The 15,376-nt window shown below is 55.1% G+C and carries 16 protein-coding genes; 9 read left to right on the top strand and 7 right to left on the bottom strand.

Annotated elements, in window-relative coordinates:
* The first annotated feature begins 41 nt into the window (after positions 1-41).
* From zwf to L370_RS02195, 3 genes are all read left to right on the top strand, one after another.
* Positions 42-1,517: a glucose-6-phosphate dehydrogenase gene (gene zwf / locus L370_RS02185; RefSeq protein WP_023312228.1), complete on the top strand. Its 1,476-nt coding sequence runs from the start codon at positions 42-44 to the stop codon at positions 1,515-1,517.
* A gap of 233 nt (positions 1,518-1,750) precedes the next feature.
* The gene (edd, locus tag L370_RS02190) at positions 1,751-3,562 is read left to right on the top strand and encodes a phosphogluconate dehydratase (protein ID WP_023336101.1); all 1,812 of its coding nucleotides are present in this window, start codon (positions 1,751-1,753) and stop codon (positions 3,560-3,562) included.
* Positions 3,563-3,601: 39 nt separating this feature from the next.
* Positions 3,602-4,243 (top strand): bifunctional 4-hydroxy-2-oxoglutarate aldolase/2-dehydro-3-deoxy-phosphogluconate aldolase, encoded by a 642-nt coding sequence (locus tag L370_RS02195; RefSeq protein ID WP_023336100.1) that lies wholly within the window; start codon positions 3,602-3,604, stop codon positions 4,241-4,243.
* 42 nt (positions 4,244-4,285) lie between these two features.
* On the opposite strand, the gene purT is transcribed toward L370_RS02195, so the two are convergent.
* Positions 4,286-5,464: a formate-dependent phosphoribosylglycinamide formyltransferase gene (gene purT, locus L370_RS02200; protein ID WP_023336099.1), complete on the bottom strand. Its 1,179-nt coding sequence runs from the start codon at positions 5,462-5,464 to the stop codon at positions 4,286-4,288.
* Between the two features lie 170 nt (positions 5,465-5,634).
* Between purT and L370_RS02205 the strand changes: the two genes are divergently transcribed.
* Entirely contained in the window at positions 5,635-6,282 is a 648-nt protein-coding gene (locus L370_RS02205) for a tellurite resistance TerB family protein (RefSeq protein ID WP_023336098.1), read from the top strand.
* Positions 6,283-6,367: 85 nt separating this feature from the next.
* Positions 6,368-8,428 carry an oligopeptidase B gene (ptrB, locus tag L370_RS02210; RefSeq protein ID WP_023336097.1) on the top strand — a complete coding sequence of 687 codons (2,061 nt, stop codon included), beginning with the start codon at positions 6,368-6,370 and terminating at the stop codon, positions 8,426-8,428.
* On the opposite strand, the gene exoX is transcribed toward ptrB, so the two are convergent.
* The 3 genes from exoX to L370_RS02225 all read right to left on the bottom strand — a co-directional run bounded on the left by exoX (position 8,425) and on the right by L370_RS02225 (position 10,103).
* Complete coding sequence (exoX, locus tag L370_RS02215) at positions 8,425-9,087, bottom strand: exodeoxyribonuclease X (protein ID WP_023336096.1); 663 nt, start codon at positions 9,085-9,087, stop codon at positions 8,425-8,427. The two genes, ptrB and exoX, sit on opposite strands and share 4 nt — an antisense overlap.
* Before the next feature lie 24 nt (positions 9,088-9,111).
* Entirely contained in the window at positions 9,112-9,762 is a 651-nt protein-coding gene (locus L370_RS02220) for a carbon-nitrogen hydrolase family protein (protein WP_023336095.1), read from the bottom strand.
* 110 nt (positions 9,763-9,872) lie between these two features.
* Positions 9,873-10,103: a DNA polymerase III subunit theta gene (locus L370_RS02225; protein ID WP_013096102.1), complete on the bottom strand. Its 231-nt coding sequence runs from the start codon at positions 10,101-10,103 to the stop codon at positions 9,873-9,875.
* A gap of 137 nt (positions 10,104-10,240) precedes the next feature.
* Here L370_RS02225 and yobA point away from each other — a divergent pair, with 137 nt between their 5' ends.
* From yobA to L370_RS02240, 3 genes are read left to right on the top strand one after another with little or no spacing between them, the layout of a single operon-like run.
* Positions 10,241-10,612 (top strand): CopC domain-containing protein YobA, encoded by a 372-nt coding sequence (gene yobA / locus L370_RS02230; RefSeq protein WP_023336094.1) that lies wholly within the window; start codon positions 10,241-10,243, stop codon positions 10,610-10,612.
* Between the two features lies 1 nt (position 10,613).
* Positions 10,614-11,483, top strand: coding sequence for a copper homeostasis membrane protein CopD (copD, locus tag L370_RS02235; RefSeq protein ID WP_023336093.1), 870 nt, complete (start codon positions 10,614-10,616; stop codon positions 11,481-11,483).
* A gap of 16 nt (positions 11,484-11,499) precedes the next feature.
* Positions 11,500-11,838, top strand: a complete 339-nt coding sequence (locus L370_RS02240; RefSeq protein WP_023336092.1) for a YebY family protein — start codon at positions 11,500-11,502, stop codon at positions 11,836-11,838.
* A gap of 428 nt (positions 11,839-12,266) precedes the next feature.
* On the opposite strand, the gene L370_RS02245 is transcribed toward L370_RS02240, so the two are convergent.
* Complete coding sequence (locus tag L370_RS02245) at positions 12,267-13,163, bottom strand: glycosyltransferase family 17 protein (protein WP_023336091.1); 897 nt, start codon at positions 13,161-13,163, stop codon at positions 12,267-12,269.
* A gap of 174 nt (positions 13,164-13,337) precedes the next feature.
* Positions 13,338-14,279, bottom strand: a complete 942-nt coding sequence (locus L370_RS02250; protein WP_023336090.1) for a VirK/YbjX family protein — start codon at positions 14,277-14,279, stop codon at positions 13,338-13,340.
* A 167-nt stretch (positions 14,280-14,446) separates the two neighbouring features.
* On the opposite strand from L370_RS02250, the gene pphA reads away from it, so the two are divergent.
* On the top strand, positions 14,447-15,091 hold the full coding sequence (gene pphA / locus L370_RS02255; RefSeq protein WP_023336089.1) for a protein-serine/threonine phosphatase: 645 nt from the start codon (positions 14,447-14,449) through the stop codon (positions 15,089-15,091).
* A gap of 34 nt (positions 15,092-15,125) precedes the next feature.
* On the opposite strand, the gene L370_RS02260 is transcribed toward pphA, so the two are convergent.
* A complete protein-coding gene (locus L370_RS02260) occupies positions 15,126-15,365 on the bottom strand; it encodes a YebV family protein (RefSeq protein WP_008500472.1) in 240 nt (79 codons plus the stop codon).
* Positions 15,366-15,376: the final 11 nt, after the last annotated feature.

Raw genomic sequence — 15,376 nt, 5'->3', positions numbered from 1 at the left:
ACCTGGCAGAAGTACCAGGTGATCCAACTGAGGAGAATGACATGGCGGTAACGCAAACAGCCCAGGCATGTGACCTGGTCATTTTCGGCGCGAAAGGCGATCTTGCACGCCGAAAATTGCTGCCTTCCCTGTATCAACTGGAGAAAGCGGGCCAAATTCATCCGGATACCCGTATCCTGGGTGTAGGGCGCGCCGACTGGGACAAGGACGCTTATACCAAAGTCGTCCGCGAGGCGCTCGAAACTTTCATGAAAGAAAAAATTGATGAAAGTTTGTGGGATACCCTGAGTGGACGTCTCGATTTCTGCAACCTGGACGTTAATGACGTCAGCGCGTTTACCCGCTTAGGCGCGATGCTGGATCAGAAAAACCGTGTCACCATTAACTATTTCGCCATGCCGCCAAGCACCTTCGGCGCCATCTGTAAAGGTCTGGGCGAAGCCAAACTGAACGCCAAACCGGCGCGCGTCGTGATGGAGAAGCCGCTGGGTACATCGCTGGCAACCTCGCGTGAAATCAACGACCAGGTGGGTGAGTTCTTTGAAGAGTGCCAGGTCTACCGTATCGACCACTATCTCGGTAAAGAGACGGTACTGAACCTGCTGGCGCTGCGTTTTGCTAACTCCCTGTTCGTGAATAACTGGGACAACCGCACTATCGACCACGTGGAAATCACCGTGGCGGAAGAGGTGGGGATTGAAGGGCGCTGGGGTTACTTTGACCAGGCCGGCCAGATGCGCGACATGATCCAGAACCACCTGCTGCAGATTCTGTGCATGATTGCCATGTCTCCACCGTCTGACCTGACGGCTGACAGCATCCGCGATGCAAAAGTGAAAGTGCTGAAGTCACTGCGCCGCATTGACCGCTCCAACGTGCGTGAGAAGACCGTTCGCGGCCAGTACACCGCCGGGTTTGCGCAAGGCAAAAAAGTGCCTGGCTACCTGGAAGAAGAGGGCGCGAACAAGTCCAGCAACACCGAGACGTTCGTGGCCATCCGCGTGGATATCGACGACTGGCGCTGGGCGGGCGTTCCGTTCTACCTGCGCACCGGTAAACGTCTGCCGGCCAAATGTTCCGAAGTGGTTGTTTACTTCAAAAACCCGGAACTGAACCTGTTCAAAGAGTCCTGGCAGGAACTGCCGCAGAACAAACTCACCATTCGTCTGCAGCCGGACGAGGGCGTGGATATCCAGATCCTGAACAAAGTGCCGGGCCTGGATCATAAACACAACCTGCAGACCACCAAGCTGGATCTGAGCTACTCCGAAACCTTCAACCAGACGCACCTGGCCGATGCTTACGAGCGTCTGCTGCTGGAAACCATGCGCGGTATCCAGGCGCTGTTCGTGCGCCGCGATGAGGTGGAAGAAGCGTGGAAATGGGTCGACTCCATCACCGAGGCCTGGGCTGCCGATCAGGATGCGCCAAAACCGTATCAGGCAGGGACCTGGGGACCGGTTGCGTCGGTGGCGATGATCACCCGCGATGGCCGCTCCTGGAACGAGTTTGAGTAAGATAATCCTCTAGCCCGAAAGTGTTATTTTACCGGTAACATGATCTAACACAGCTAGTGGCACAATTTTCAACTTTTAAGCTCCGTGTGGATTCACCCGCGGAGCTTTTTTTATTACACTGCCGGAAGTGATTTTGCCCCTGAGCTCCGGACAGCAAGCGTTTCAGCGTTGTTAACAACTGCCAGCGACTTTGTAAACTCCCGAGCCCGGACAGATAAATTAGAGGAGCTTTTATGAATCCGACATTGTTACGCGTAACACAGCGCATTATTGAGCGCTCGAAAGAGACCCGCTCGGCCTACCTCGCCCGGATTGAACAGGCAAAGAGCAACACCGTACATCGCTCGCAGCTGGCCTGCGGGAACCTGGCGCACGGCTTCGCCGCCTGCCAGCCCGATGATAAAGCGTCGCTGAAAAGCATGTTGCGTAACAATATCGCCATCATTACCTCCTACAACGATATGCTTTCCGCGCACCAGCCTTATGAGGTTTATCCCGATATCATCCGTAAAGCGCTGCACAGCGTGAATGCCGTGGGCCAGGTGGCGGGAGGCGTACCTGCCATGTGCGACGGCGTGACGCAGGGGCAGGACGGCATGGAGCTGTCCCTGCTGAGCCGCGAAGTGATTGCCATGTCCGCAGCGGTTGGCCTGTCACACAACATGTTTGATGGCGCGCTGTATCTCGGCGTGTGCGACAAGATTGTCCCGGGCCTGGTAATGGCGGCGCTGTCGTTTGGCCATTTGCCTGCGATCTTCGTGCCGTCCGGCCCGATGGCGAGCGGTCTGCCAAACAAAGAAAAAGTGCGTATCCGCCAGCTGTACGCGGAAGGGAAAGCAGACCGTCAGGCGCTGCTGGAGGCGGAAGCCGCGTCCTACCATGCGCCGGGGACCTGTACGTTTTACGGTACGGCTAACACCAACCAGATGGTGGTGGAATTTATGGGTATGCAGCTTCCGGGTTCGTCTTTCATCCAGCCGGATGCGCCGCTGCGCAAGGCGCTGACCGAGGCCGCAGCCCGTCAGGTCACGCGACTGACCGGCAACGGCAACGAATGGATGCCGATGGGCAAAATGGTCGACGAAAAGGTCATCGTCAACGGAATCGTCGCGCTGCTGGCAACCGGGGGGTCAACCAACCACACCATGCACCTGGTGGCCATGGCGCGTGCGGCGGGCATTCTGATTAACTGGGATGACTTCTCCGAGATCTCTTCCGTGGTGCCGCTGATGGCACGCCTGTACCCGAACGGTCCGGCGGACATCAACCACTTCCAGGCCGCAGGTGGCGTACCGCTGCTGATGCGCGAGCTGCTGAAAGGCGGACTGCTGCATGAAGATGTCAACACCGTGGCGGGCTTTGGCCTGCAGCGCTACACCCAGGAGCCGTGGCTGAACAACGGCGAGTTGGACTGGCGTGAAGGGGCGAGCGCCTCTCTTGATGCGCAGGTGATTGCCACCATCGACAAACCGTTCTCACCTCACGGCGGCACCAAAGTGCTGAGCGGCAACCTTGGTCGCGCGGTAATGAAGACCTCTGCCGTACCGGAAGAGAACCAGATTATCGAAGCGCCGGCGGTGGTGTTTGAAAGCCAGCACGACGTGTTACCCGCCTTTGACGCCGGTCTGCTCGACAAAGACTGCGTGGTGGTGGTGCGTCACCAGGGGCCTAAAGCTAACGGGATGCCAGAATTACATAAACTTATGCCACCACTTGGTGTATTATTGGACCGCCGTTTCAAAATTGCGTTAGTCACCGATGGACGCCTCTCCGGGGCATCCGGTAAAGTGCCTTCAGCCATCCACGTAACGCCGGAAGCCTACGACGGCGGTTTACTGGCGAAAGTGCGCGACGGTGACATGATCCGCGTGAATGGTCAGACAGGCGAGTTAACCCTGCTGGTCGATGACGCCGAGCTGGCGGCACGTCAGCCCCATATTCCAGACCTGAGCGCATCGCGCGTGGGGACCGGACGCGAAATGTTCAGCGCGCTGCGTGAGAAACTCTCCGGTGCGGAGCAGGGCGCAACCTGTATTACGTTTTAAGACGACTTGATTTTAACGATCTGGCGAGAGAAAACTCTGATGAAAAACTGGAAAACAAGTGCAGAAGCAATCCTGACCACTGGCCCTGTCGTGCCGGTTATCGTGGTAAACAAGCTGGAGCACGCTGTACCGATGGCGAAAGCGCTGGTTGCGGGTGGCGTTCGCGTTCTGGAAGTCACCCTGCGTACCGCCTGCGCGATGGACGCTATTCGCGCTATCGCCAAAGAAGTGCCGGACGCCATCATCGGTGCGGGTACCGTGACGAACGCAAAACAGCTGGCGGAAGTGACCGACGCGGGCGCGCAGTTCGCCATCAGCCCTGGCCTGACCGAGTCGCTGCTGAAAGCCGCCACTGAAGGTACCATTCCGCTGATCCCTGGCATCAGCACCGTCTCTGAACTGATGCTGGGCATGGACTACGGTCTGAAAGAGTTTAAATTCTTCCCGGCTGAAGCGAACGGCGGCACCAAAGCGCTGCAGGCGATTGCGGGTCCATTCTCTCAGGTGCGCTTCTGCCCGACGGGCGGTATCTCTCCTGCCAACTACCGTGACTACCTGGCGCTGAAAAGCGTGCTTTGCATCGGTGGTTCATGGCTGGTTCCGGCGGATGCGCTGGAAGCGGGCGACTGGGATCGCATCACCAAACTGGCTCGTGAAGCGGTTGAAGGCGCGAAGCAGTAAGCCATTCGCCACATAAAAAAACGGGCCTAACGGCCCGTTTTTTTATCCCTCTACCTTGACGTTCGCAGCGGCCGCTTTCGCTCTCGCCACGGCGTCGTCAACGTTATCCCCGGTGGCTAACGCCACGCCAAGACGGCGGGTTCCGTCGATCTCCGGCTTGCCGAACAAACGTACCTGCAATCCTGCACCCACCGCCCCGTCGACGTTATCAAACGTAACGTTCTGGCTGGTTAACTGCGGCAGGATCACCGCCGAGGCGGCCGGGCCATACTGACGAACACCGCCGACGGGCAGGCCGAGGAACGCGCGCACGTGCAGGGCGAACTCGGAGAGATCCTGCGAAATCAGCGTCACCATGCCGGTGTCATGCGGGCGAGGGGAGACTTCGCTGAAAATCACCTCATCACCGCACACAAACAGCTCCACGCCGAACAGGCCATAGCCGCCCAGCGCCAGGACGGTTTCACGGGCGATCTCCTGAGCACGCTCCAGCGCCAGGGCGCTCATCTGCTGCGGCTGCCAGGATTCGCGGTAATCGCCATCTTCCTGACGGTGGCCAATCGGGTCGCAGAAATGGACGCCGTCAACGGCGCTGACGGTCAGCAGGGTGATTTCGAAATCAAACTTCACGACGCCTTCGACGATGACGCGACCGGCGCCGGCGCGGCCACCCTGCTGGGCATAATCCCACGCGTGATCCAGGGTGCTGCTGTCGCGAATAAAGCTCTGTCCTTTTCCGGAGGAGCTCATCACCGGCTTAACGATGCACGGGTAGCCAATCTCCTCAACGGCCTGCAGGAACGCGGCCTTATCGCCAGCAAAACGGTAGCTCGAGGTGGGCAACCCTAGCTCTTCCGCCGCCAGGCGACGAATGCCTTCGCGGTTCATGGTCAGCTTTGCGGCTTTCGCGCAGGGCACCACGCGCTGGCCTTCCTGCTCGAGGGCGATCAGCGTATCGGTGGCAATGGCCTCAATTTCCGGTACGACAAAATCGGGTTTCTCGCGCGTAATCAATTCGTGAAGGGCATCGCCATCCAGCATGTTAATCACATAAGAACGATGGGCGACGTGCATGGCGGGTGCGTCGGCGTAACGGTCTACGGCAATGACTTCCACACCTAAACGCTGGCACTCAATGGCGACCTCTTTCCCCAGCTCGCCCGATCCCAGCAGCATCACTCGCGTCGCCGCAGGTCGCAGCGCAGTTCCTAAACGAATCATAACAATCCCCCTAAAAAAGTTGCGCGCAGTATAAACGAAAACGTTTGCGTCTGTCTTGTGCAGGGCTAAACGAGGGGGCAGAAATTTGCGCTTCTTTAGCCCGACCAGACGTTTCCTGACGCCCGCTCGCTTACGCTGTGGTACATGTTCACCGTTAAGTGAGGGAAACCATGTCTGGCTGGTTAAATCAACTGCAATCCCTGTTAGGACAGAAAACATCGTCTGGCGAACGGGACCTCAGCAAACTGCTGGTACCCGGGGCGCTCGGCGGGCTGGCAGGCCTGCTGGTGGCGAATAAATCCTCACGCAAGCTGCTGGCAAAGTATGGTACAGGCGCGCTGCTGGCCGGCGGCGGCGCCATCGCGGGCACCGTGCTGTGGAATAAATACAAGGACAGAGTGCGGACCGCGCACAGCGATGAACCGCATTATGGCGAGCACACCTCGCCGCTGGATCTGCGTACCGAACGGCTCATTCTTGCGCTGGTTTTTGCCGCGAAAAGTGACGGGCATATTGACGATAAAGAACGAACGGCGATCGAGCAGCAGCTGCGCGAAGCCGGTGTCGAAGAGAGGGGAAGAGCGCTGGTGGCGCAGGCGATAGAACAGCCGCTCGAGCCGCAGCGTCTTGCGCAAAGTGTGAAAAATGAAGAAGAGGCGCTGGAGCTCTATTTCCTCAGCTGTGCCGCCATCGATATCGATCATTTTATGGAGCGTAGCTACCTGAATGCGCTTGGGGACGCGCTGAAGATCCCCCAGGACGTGCGTGAGGGCATTGAGCGGGATATCCGGGAACAAAAACAGGCTTTACAGGGATAACCGTCGCCGTTGCGACGCTGTTTCGCTTGCATCATGCGTGGGTTTTGCCAACCTTATAGGGTGTAAAACTTAAAAGAATGATGACATGCCACCGAAAGCCCGACGTATACCTTATGCGATCACCACGCATGGCGATACGCGTATAGACAACTATTACTGGCTACGGGACGATTCGCGCTCCCGGCCAGAGGTGCTCGACTACCTGCACGAGGAAAATGACTATGGCCGCAAGGTCATGTCCAGCCAGCAGACGCTTCAGGACCAGCTGCTGAATGAAATGGTGCAGCGTATTCCTCAGCACGACATCTCCGCGCCCTGGACCAAAAACGGCTATCGCTATCGCCATATCTACGAGCCCGGCAATGAGTATCCCATCTACCAGCGTCAGTCGGTGTTAAGCGCCGAATGGGATGAGTGGGATATTCTGCTGGATGCCAACCAGCGCGCCGCCCACAGCGAGTTTTATACCCTGGGCGGCATGTCCATTTCGCCGGATAACGCGGTAATGGCGCTGGCGGAGGATTATCTCTCCCGTCGCCAGTACGGCCTGCGGTTTCGCAATCTGGACACCGGCAACTGGTATCCGGAAATGCTGGAAAACGTCTCCCCGGATTTTGTCTGGGCGAATGATTCCGAGACGGTTTACTACGTCAAAAAGCACGCGTCGACGCTGCTGCCTTACCAGGTGTGGCGACACACCGTGGGAACGGACTCCGCTGACGACGAGCTGGTTTATGAAGAGAAAGACGAAACGTTTTATGTCAGCCTGCATAAAACCTCCTCACGCCACTATGTGATTATCTTCCTTTCCAGCGCGACGACCTCGGAAGTTCTGCTGCTGGATGCCGAATTGCCCGATGCCCAGCCGCTCTGTTTCCTGCCGCGCCGCAAGGATCACGAGTACAGCCTGGATCACTTCCAGCACAGCTTTTATTTGCGCTCCAATCGCGAGGGCAAAAACTTTGGTCTCTATAAAACCAAAGTGCGCGATGAGCGCAAGTGGGAGGTGCTTATCCCCGCGCGGGATCAGGTGATGCTCGAAGGATTCACCCTGTTTACCGACTGGCTGGTGGTGGAAGAGCGTCAGCGCGGGCTGACCAGTATCCGGCAAATCAACCGTAAAACCCGGGAGGTGGTGGGGATTGCGTTCGACGACCCGGCCTATGTGACGTGGATTGGTTTCAACCCTGAACCCGAATCGTCGCGGTTGCGCTACGGCTATTCATCTATGACCACACCGGACACCCTGTTTGAGCTGGATATGGATACCGGGCAGCGTCAGGTGATTAAACAGACCGAGGTAAAAGGGTTTGAGTCCGAAAACTACCGCAGCGAGCACCTGTGGGTTACCGCGCGTGATGGCGTCGAGGTGCCGGTCTCTCTCGTTTACCATCGGGCGCATTTCCAGAAAGGCAAAAATCCGATCCTGGTGTACGGCTACGGCTCGTATGGCTCAAGCATGGACGCCGATTTCAGCAGCAGCCGATTAAGCCTGCTCGATCGCGGTTTTGTTTTCGCCATCGCCCATATTCGCGGCGGTGGTGAACTGGGACAGCACTGGTATGAGGACGGTAAATTCCTGAAAAAGAAAAACACCTTTAATGACTACCTCGACGTCTGCGATGCGCTGATTGAGCAGGGCTACGGGGATCCGCAGCTTTGCTTTGGGATGGGCGGCAGCGCGGGCGGAATGCTGATGGGGGCGGTGATTAACCAGCGTCCCGACCGCTTTAAGGGGATTGTCGCGCAGGTTCCGTTTGTCGATGTGGTCACGACCATGCTCGACGAATCCATTCCGCTTACCACCGGAGAGTTTGAAGAGTGGGGGAATCCGCAGGACGAGACATACTACCGCTATATGAAAGCGTACAGCCCGTACGATAACGTGGAGGCGAAAGCCTATCCCCACATGCTGGTCACCACCGGTTTGCATGACTCTCAGGTGCAGTACTGGGAGCCGGCAAAATGGGTGGCAAAACTGCGGGAGCTGAAAACCGACGACAATCTGCTGCTGCTGTGTACCGATATGGATTCCGGACACGGGGGGAAATCGGGTCGATTTAAGTCGTACGAAGGGGTTGCCCTCGAATATGCCTTCCTGATAGGCCTGGCGCAGGACACGCTGCCAGGCCGTGCGGAGCGTTAAGCGTCGCCCAGATAATGTTTCAGGGTTAAGCGCAGTTCCGGGCTCATTCTGTCGAGGTTGTTGTATAGCCAGCGCAAATAGCCCGGGTCTTTATCCGCCACCTCGGACACCGGTTTACCGCGATATTTTCCAAAGGTAAATGTGGTCAGCAGCGCGGGACGGCCGGTGATTGTCGCCATATCATCCGGCGTCCAGCCAGAGATATTCATAATATCAATCAGTAACGCGGCGGTGATATAGCAGTCATACAGGGCGCGGTGATGGTGAAGCCCCTCGGGGGTACGGACGTTGAGCTTACGGGACTTGTACAGCGCCATATTACTGTATTTAATCCCCGGCCACAGCCGACGCGCCAGCTTCATGGTACAAATCCACTCGCCCGGCATTTCAGGCAGCACCCGGCGGTCAAAACTGGCGTTATGCGCGACGTACCATGGGCTACCGTAGTAATGCGGAATGATCTCTTCGATCCACGGCTTATCTGCCACCATCGATTCGGTAATGCGATGGATAGCCATCGCCTGAGGGCTGATGGGGCGATCGGGACGCACCAGATGGCTCATTGGGTTGACGATCTTTCCGTCAACGACATCGACAGAGGCCACTTCTACAATTCCGCCCTGAAGATCGCAAGTTTCGGTATCGATGACGCGCAGCATTGAAAACTCCTGAGCTTAAAACGCCTAGCCTAAAGGAATGATATCGCCTTGCCAACCCTCTCCGCCGAGCGTACCGGTCACCAGAAGCTCGCCCGTATCCGCGCGCACGATCAGCTGGCCTTTTTCATCCCACAGTGCGCTACCGCCGCAGGCGTTTGCCATCAGCACCGCAATCGCATATTTATGCGCGAAGCGCTGCAGGGTACTGATGGACTGCCGCCAGCGGTTATCCCTTACTGACTGGCAGCTGGTAACAAGCGTTGCTCGGGGATCGAGATTGGGGGAATCGGCATGCGCATCAATGATGGTAAGGTGTTTATCCCCCGGCATCAGGCTGGCTCCGTGGCCTTGCGGGTAGCGTAAGATGCGGTGGCGAGCGGGCGTAAACAGCGCGAGGCCCTTCTGGCGCTGTCCATTCCGCTCCAGGGGGATCCCGGCAATAACGGTAATCCGGTAAAAATGTGCCGCGTTAAGCAGCGGTTCCAGCTGCGCGTCATCGGGTGGGGGAGGTAGCGTCGGTGCGGCTGAGCCCGTTAATGAGAGTTCAGGGAAGACCAGTAAATCACACCGTTGCCGTGCTGCTTCGGCGATGAAGCGCAGGTGGTGCGTAACATGGTCATCTACAGTCTGATGCAGCCCGCCATACTGGGCTGCCGCTATATTCCAATGTGACATCGTGACTTCCTTATACACTGAGTCGCAGAGATTTAAGAATACACCTAAATTAATCAGGGTTTTCTTATCCTGCCAGATTCCGCGTAAGGAAGTGTAACGACTCGTTAAGCTTATTTAACTTTTGGCTCGTACGGTAAACGGGAAAGGTTAACCGAGGCGAGACGGTGGGCAATTAATCTTTCGCGAAACCAGTCGCGCAGATGGGCGGGTTGTTCCCGTTCAACAACTTCAGCCACGATGGGCATGTTGTAACGCTCTTTAAACGCGACGCCAGCGGCAGCGAGATCGACATTCACTTTATCCATTTCGTCCTGCGGAAGGGCGGCCAGATTGATCTTCATTACCATCTCCTTTTTATGCGGCGGCAACGTTACCGCGAATGCACGATGATGACAAGCGGAGGCAGGATGATCCTCGACTCGTTTATTATACAGCGTTATTCTTTAGCATACAGACATAACAAAAAGGAATGATTGTGATGGGTTTCTCCGCCTCCCGCGCGGTATGCGCACTGGTTTTTGTGGCCTCGACAATGATGACGCCCTCCGTGATGGCACATGCACATCTTAAACAGCAGACCCCGCCAGCAGACAGCGTGGTGACCGCACCGCAGGCGCTAACGCTGAATTTTTCGGAAGGTATCGAACCTGGTTTTAGCGGCGTGGTGGTAACGGATGCGCAAAAGCAGGTCATCAAAACGGGCACCGCTACGCGAGACGAAAAGAATAAGGCTCAGCTCACCGTTCCGCTGGAACAAACGCTGGGGTCCGGAACTTACCAGGTGGACTGGCATGTGGTCTCCGTAGACGGCCATAAAACCAAAGGCAGCTATCATTTTAGCGTGAAATAGCATGCTGGCGCTGTGTTATATCGGGGTACGCTTTATCCATTTTGGGGCGCTGATGCTGGTTTTTGGCAATGCGCTTTACAGCGTCTGGTTTGCGCCTTCTTCTCTCCACCGTCTGATGTCCCGGCGATTCCAGTCGCAGCAGAAAGTGGCGGCCTTAGTGGGCCTGGCGGCAGCACTTCTGATGTATATGCTGCAGGGCGGATTAATGGGTGACGGCTGGGGAGATGTGTTTGCTCCGCAGATCTGGTTCAGCGTGATGGGGACCCGGTTTGGTGGCGTCTGGCTGTGGCAAATGATCCTCGCGGCGATGATGGTCGGTGCGGCATGGCTTGCGCCGCTGAAAGGTTCGCGGCTGCTGCTGCTCGCAATGGGCCAGCTTATCCTGCTGGCTGGGGTAGGGCACGCGGCGATGAACGACGATCCGATGGGGGCGTTGCAGCGTCTTAATTATGCTTTTCACCTGATCTGTGCCGCAACCTGGCTTGGTGGATTATTGCCTCTGCTGTTCTGCATGCGTCTGGCGAAAGGGCGGTGGCAGAATGCCGCTATCTTTACCATGATGCGCTTCTCACGCGTGGGGCATTACGCCGTCGCGGGAGTCCTGCTCACCGGCGTGATAAATACGCTCATGATACTGGGCGTCCATATTCCCTGGCAGGCTGGCTACGTGCGGTTTTTGTTGTTCAAATGTGCGCTGGTGGCGTTGATGGTGGTAATTGCGCTGGCAAATCGGTATTTTCTGGTGCCACGGTTTCGTCCGGAGACCGGGCGAGCACAACAGATTTTTATCAGGATGACACAGGCAGAAGTGGTGCTGGGAGCGCTGGTACTGGCAACGGTCAGTCTGTTCGCCACCTGGGAACCCTTCTGACAAGGTTAAATATCATATGAAAAAGACAGTACTTTCTCTCCTGTTACTGGCCTGCACCGGGAGTTCGCTTGCCGCGCCGCAGGTTATCACCGTCAGCCGTTTTGAAGTGGGTAAGGACAAATGGGCGTTCAATCGCGAAGAGGTGATGCTGACCTGCCGTCCGGGTCATGCGCTTTACGCGATCAACCCGAGCACGCTGGTGCAATACCCGTTAAATGATACCGCCGAGCAGCAGGTGGCCAGCGGCAAGAGCAGCGGCCAGCCGATTAGCGTGATTCAGATCGATGACCCTGCCCATCCGGGGCAGAAAATGAGCCTGGCACCGTTTATCGAGCGTGCCGACAAGCTCTGCTAACGTTCAGGTTTCCAATAAAAAACCGCAGATGCTTGCGAAAGCACTGCGGTTTTTCAGTTTTAATGATGCTCAGACGCTTTTTTTCAGGCCACTTTTGCTGTGGACTGGAAAACCTGGCGTCGTCATCTATTCTTAAAAGGCAAGGCGACTTAGCCTGCATTAATGCCAACTTTTAGCGCACGGCTCTCTCCCAAGAGCCATTTCCCTGGACCGAATACAGGAATCGTATTCGGTCTCTTTTTATCTGTATGTTTTTCAAAGCGTTGTTCAGTGATGACTCGAAATCACCCGCAACTTTCTCGAACTTTCCATATCCTGTCTAAACCATAACATACTCAGGACCGCGTGCGTCCAGGGTTTTTTGGGATCTTTGTTAAAATTTTGTGGCCGAGCGTACGCCTTCTATGAGCAAGAGGGCAACCCGTAAGTTAAATAATGAACGCGCTGAATTTATCTTTGTGGCGGACAATGTACTCCGGGAAGTTTTCAACCGTCAGCTCTTGCTTGATTAACGTCCTGTCGCGTCCCCAGATATCTTCCGCATTTTTAATGACCTTCATGATGTGTTCCGGGTTGTTAAACTCAGGAAGATCGTATTCAGTATGGGAAATGGTAGACATTTTTTCGGAGATGCGCTCAGGTGTCATCACCCATGAGAAATGCCAGCCACCATTTTCGATGATGCTGTTGTTAACCTTGAACCAGTTCCATTTTAGCCACGACCAGTTTTTGACGCTTCGGGTGCGTTTAAGATTCCTGAATGATTCAGGTTCACCGCCAAAGAAATTAACGAGATTTTTATATTGGGTCGCTCTCGGTAATTTACATTTTCTTGGCGTGTTGTCAGTATTAAAAACCTGCAGGTTAAACTGATAATTGTAGAAATTCTGATAAATAGTGGTGCAGAGTTTTTTGGGATTTATTGATGCGACCACCTGAGGTGAAAATATCTCGTCCACATCGGAAATTAAAATTAAATCATCATCGTTGGCCTGCGTTAAACCCTGCATGATGGCATTCCTCTGCGCGGCTTCATTTGCCCACGCATCTACCACCATTCCCTCTGGCAGTCCCGGAATCACCTCCCGAGCAGGATGTGATCCTTCCGCAGCTTTCGTAATCGGTTCTTTGTCATGAACAACGTAGATAATTTTATCTTTAAATTGACTATATTTATTTACGTCAAAGTGCAGCTGTCTCTTTTTACCGGTAAAGGTATGCGTTGACTCAACGATAACGAAGCGATCGACTACGTCCGCTAGCGTGTTAAGCCTGATTTCGAGAAGCATATCTTCATCGTAATATAAGAAGCAGTCATAAATCATTACCGAAGTCCCTCATTTTTGCGCCTACATTGCGCTTTTCCCAACGCATTCGTCAGTTTCATTTTGCACAATGCTAACTGAGCGCCCTCGCCCTGTGCAATAGTGCACTGCTTTATCATTCCTCTTTTAAACAGAATGGATCCACTATGCAGTGAGCGAAAACGCCAGCAAGGCTTAAAAGTGGGACTTAACGGACGCCTCTATTTCATCGAGCAGCGCAAAGCGACGGCGATATTCGGCTCGTTTTTTACTGGCAATCTCTTCCAGGGATTTACGCTCCATCTGAAGCGGCAGCTGCCAGCAGAAGGCCGAGAGCTTTTTGCCGTCCAGCGATCCCCAAAATTCATCGTAGCTGGCGTGGAAATGGCGGCCTTTGCTCAGGCGATATCGCAACGCGCGGAAAACGTGTCCCTCATCGCTGACGGCAAAAATAGCCCGGACAGATGATTGCGCGGCAAGCTGGAAGAGGACTTCCATCAACACCCGTTTAGGGAACAGGCCGTGGCAGGCGCGGGTGGCTTGTTTAATGACGTCTCGCGATACGCAGCGACGGGGTCCCTGAAGCCCGCCGATGACCATGACCTGCTGGCCATTGCTGCGCGCGACGCTGAAGGTCAGGCTGGCCAGCAGCGTATCCTCGTTGTCGCGAAGCCACAAGGTGCTTTCGCCTTCGCGTTCGGCTTTCCCCGCAGAGGAAGCATTGACCGTATAGGTTACACCGTCTTTAGCATGGAACTGCGCAACGGTTTGCTCCTGCGGGCTGGTCAGAGCCTGAGCGAGACCGCTCTCTTTCAGGCTATCAATCCAGTAATAATGGCTAACGATTGCGTCGGCGCGATCGTTAGCCGTCAGGCCACGCATCAGATACTGCCGGTGGGTCTTGCTGGGTAACGTGATCTGTGAGGCAAGGAGCCTGTCGAAATCGTCGCGCCCGGAAAGGGCTTCCAGCATGCGATGGGTAGAGGACCAGAACAGAAGCGATCGGAAAAGGAACTTCAGGCGATATTCGCGCTTGCGCCAGATTGGCCCCGGCACGCGTTTGCCGTTCACCAGCTCGGAAATAATATTTGTGCGATGCGGATAAAAAACATCGTTATGCAGGTGCGTATTAGACACGTGAAGACCCCTCTTTTTTTTCTACCCTTATTGTAAGGAGCCATGAAAAAGGGATTAATAGCGCGAGGATCTTTATTTCTGTTTGGTTTACCGTTTGTTTGACTTCGTGATGTCCGCGCCTGTCAGTTGGCTTTTCCACGGCGGCTATACTGTTAAAAGGAGGTCCTATGTATCAGCGAATTGAAGGTGGAATGTGGCGTCACGTCTGGGTTGTCAGCGATATACATGGGTGTTACCAGAGGCTTATGGATGAGCTTAAACGCCGTCACTTTAACCCGTATGAGGATTTGCTTATATCCGTTGGGGATATGATCGATCGTGGTCCTGACAGCGTGAAATGCCTTCAGCTCATTCATGAAAAATGGTTCCGTGCCGTGCGGGGAAACCATGAGCAAATGGCTCTCGACAGTCTGGATAATAACGATTTTTCTCTCTGGACGATAAATGGCGGAATGTGGTTTGCCCATCTTGAACGCGACCAGCAACAGCTTGCGCGGGAGTTGCTTAACGACTGTCGCCATTTACCGCATATTATTGAGATTACCTGTGCTAACGGTCTGAATGTGATAGCCCATGCCGATTATCCAGCAGCAGAATATCTCTGGCAAAAACCGGTCAGCACTCATCGCGTTTTATGGGACCGCGATCGGTTGATGGGATTCATGGTAGGCAAAGGGCAGGGCATCAGCGGCGCGGATCATTTCTGGTTTGGACATACGCCCGTCGACAGAAGGTATGATTTTGATAATCTGCACTACATAGATACGGGGGCGGTTTTTGACGGTTACTTTACGCTGGTGCAGCTGCAGTAATAAATAACCCGCCTTCGGGCGGGTTCTCTTTAGGTCAGGCAAGACGCATGACCCAGGCATCGGTTTTACTATCGTAATGCTCACGGTAAAGGACAGAATGTTCGCCATCAAGTATTGCCGGGACGCTGGTGTCTGCGTCCCATGCATCAAGCTGCATGCACAAATCCGGGTCGGATTTGCAGGGAATACTTAACGTTCGATCGCCTTGCGCTTCGCCGCGCAGCTCTGCGTCGTCGATCTCAAAAGCGCCAATACGCACGCTGGTTTTCGTCATAGTGCTCTCCG

Source organism: Enterobacter sp. MGH 24 (assembly GCF_000493015.1).
Lineage (GTDB): Bacteria > Pseudomonadota > Gammaproteobacteria > Enterobacterales > Enterobacteriaceae > Enterobacter.
The sequence above is the reverse complement of the archived record's forward strand: the minus strand, read 5'-3'. Positions and strand labels throughout refer to the sequence as shown.

Excerpts from the sequence above, each read along its gene's own strand:
- yobA (WP_023336094.1), top strand. The coding sequence starts at position 10,241 with ATGGGTTTCTCCGCCTCCCGCGCGGTATGCGCACTGGTTTTTGTGGCC.
- L370_RS02260 (WP_008500472.1), bottom strand. The coding sequence starts at position 15,365 with ATGACGAAAACCAGCGTGCGTATTGGCGCTTTTGAGATCGACGACGCA.
- L370_RS02240 (WP_023336092.1), top strand. The coding sequence starts at position 11,500 with ATGAAAAAGACAGTACTTTCTCTCCTGTTACTGGCCTGCACCGGGAGT.
- edd (WP_023336101.1), top strand. The coding sequence starts at position 1,751 with ATGAATCCGACATTGTTACGCGTAACACAGCGCATTATTGAGCGCTCG.
- L370_RS02245 (WP_023336091.1), bottom strand. The coding sequence starts at position 13,163 with ATGATTTATGACTGCTTCTTATATTACGATGAAGATATGCTTCTCGAA.
- pphA (WP_023336089.1), top strand. The coding sequence starts at position 14,447 with ATGTATCAGCGAATTGAAGGTGGAATGTGGCGTCACGTCTGGGTTGTC.
- L370_RS02225 (WP_013096102.1), bottom strand. The coding sequence starts at position 10,103 with ATGAAGATCAATCTGGCCGCCCTTCCGCAGGACGAAATGGATAAAGTG.
- purT (WP_023336099.1), bottom strand. The coding sequence starts at position 5,464 with ATGATTCGTTTAGGAACTGCGCTGCGACCTGCGGCGACGCGAGTGATG.
- zwf (WP_023312228.1), top strand. The coding sequence starts at position 42 with ATGGCGGTAACGCAAACAGCCCAGGCATGTGACCTGGTCATTTTCGGC.
- copD (WP_023336093.1), top strand. The coding sequence starts at position 10,614 with ATGCTGGCGCTGTGTTATATCGGGGTACGCTTTATCCATTTTGGGGCG.
- L370_RS02205 (WP_023336098.1), top strand. The coding sequence starts at position 5,635 with ATGTCTGGCTGGTTAAATCAACTGCAATCCCTGTTAGGACAGAAAACA.
- exoX (WP_023336096.1), bottom strand. The coding sequence starts at position 9,087 with ATGCTGCGCGTCATCGATACCGAAACTTGCGATCTTCAGGGCGGAATT.
- L370_RS02195 (WP_023336100.1), top strand. The coding sequence starts at position 3,602 with ATGAAAAACTGGAAAACAAGTGCAGAAGCAATCCTGACCACTGGCCCT.
- L370_RS02220 (WP_023336095.1), bottom strand. The coding sequence starts at position 9,762 with ATGTCACATTGGAATATAGCGGCAGCCCAGTATGGCGGGCTGCATCAG.
- ptrB (WP_023336097.1), top strand. The coding sequence starts at position 6,368 with ATGCCACCGAAAGCCCGACGTATACCTTATGCGATCACCACGCATGGC.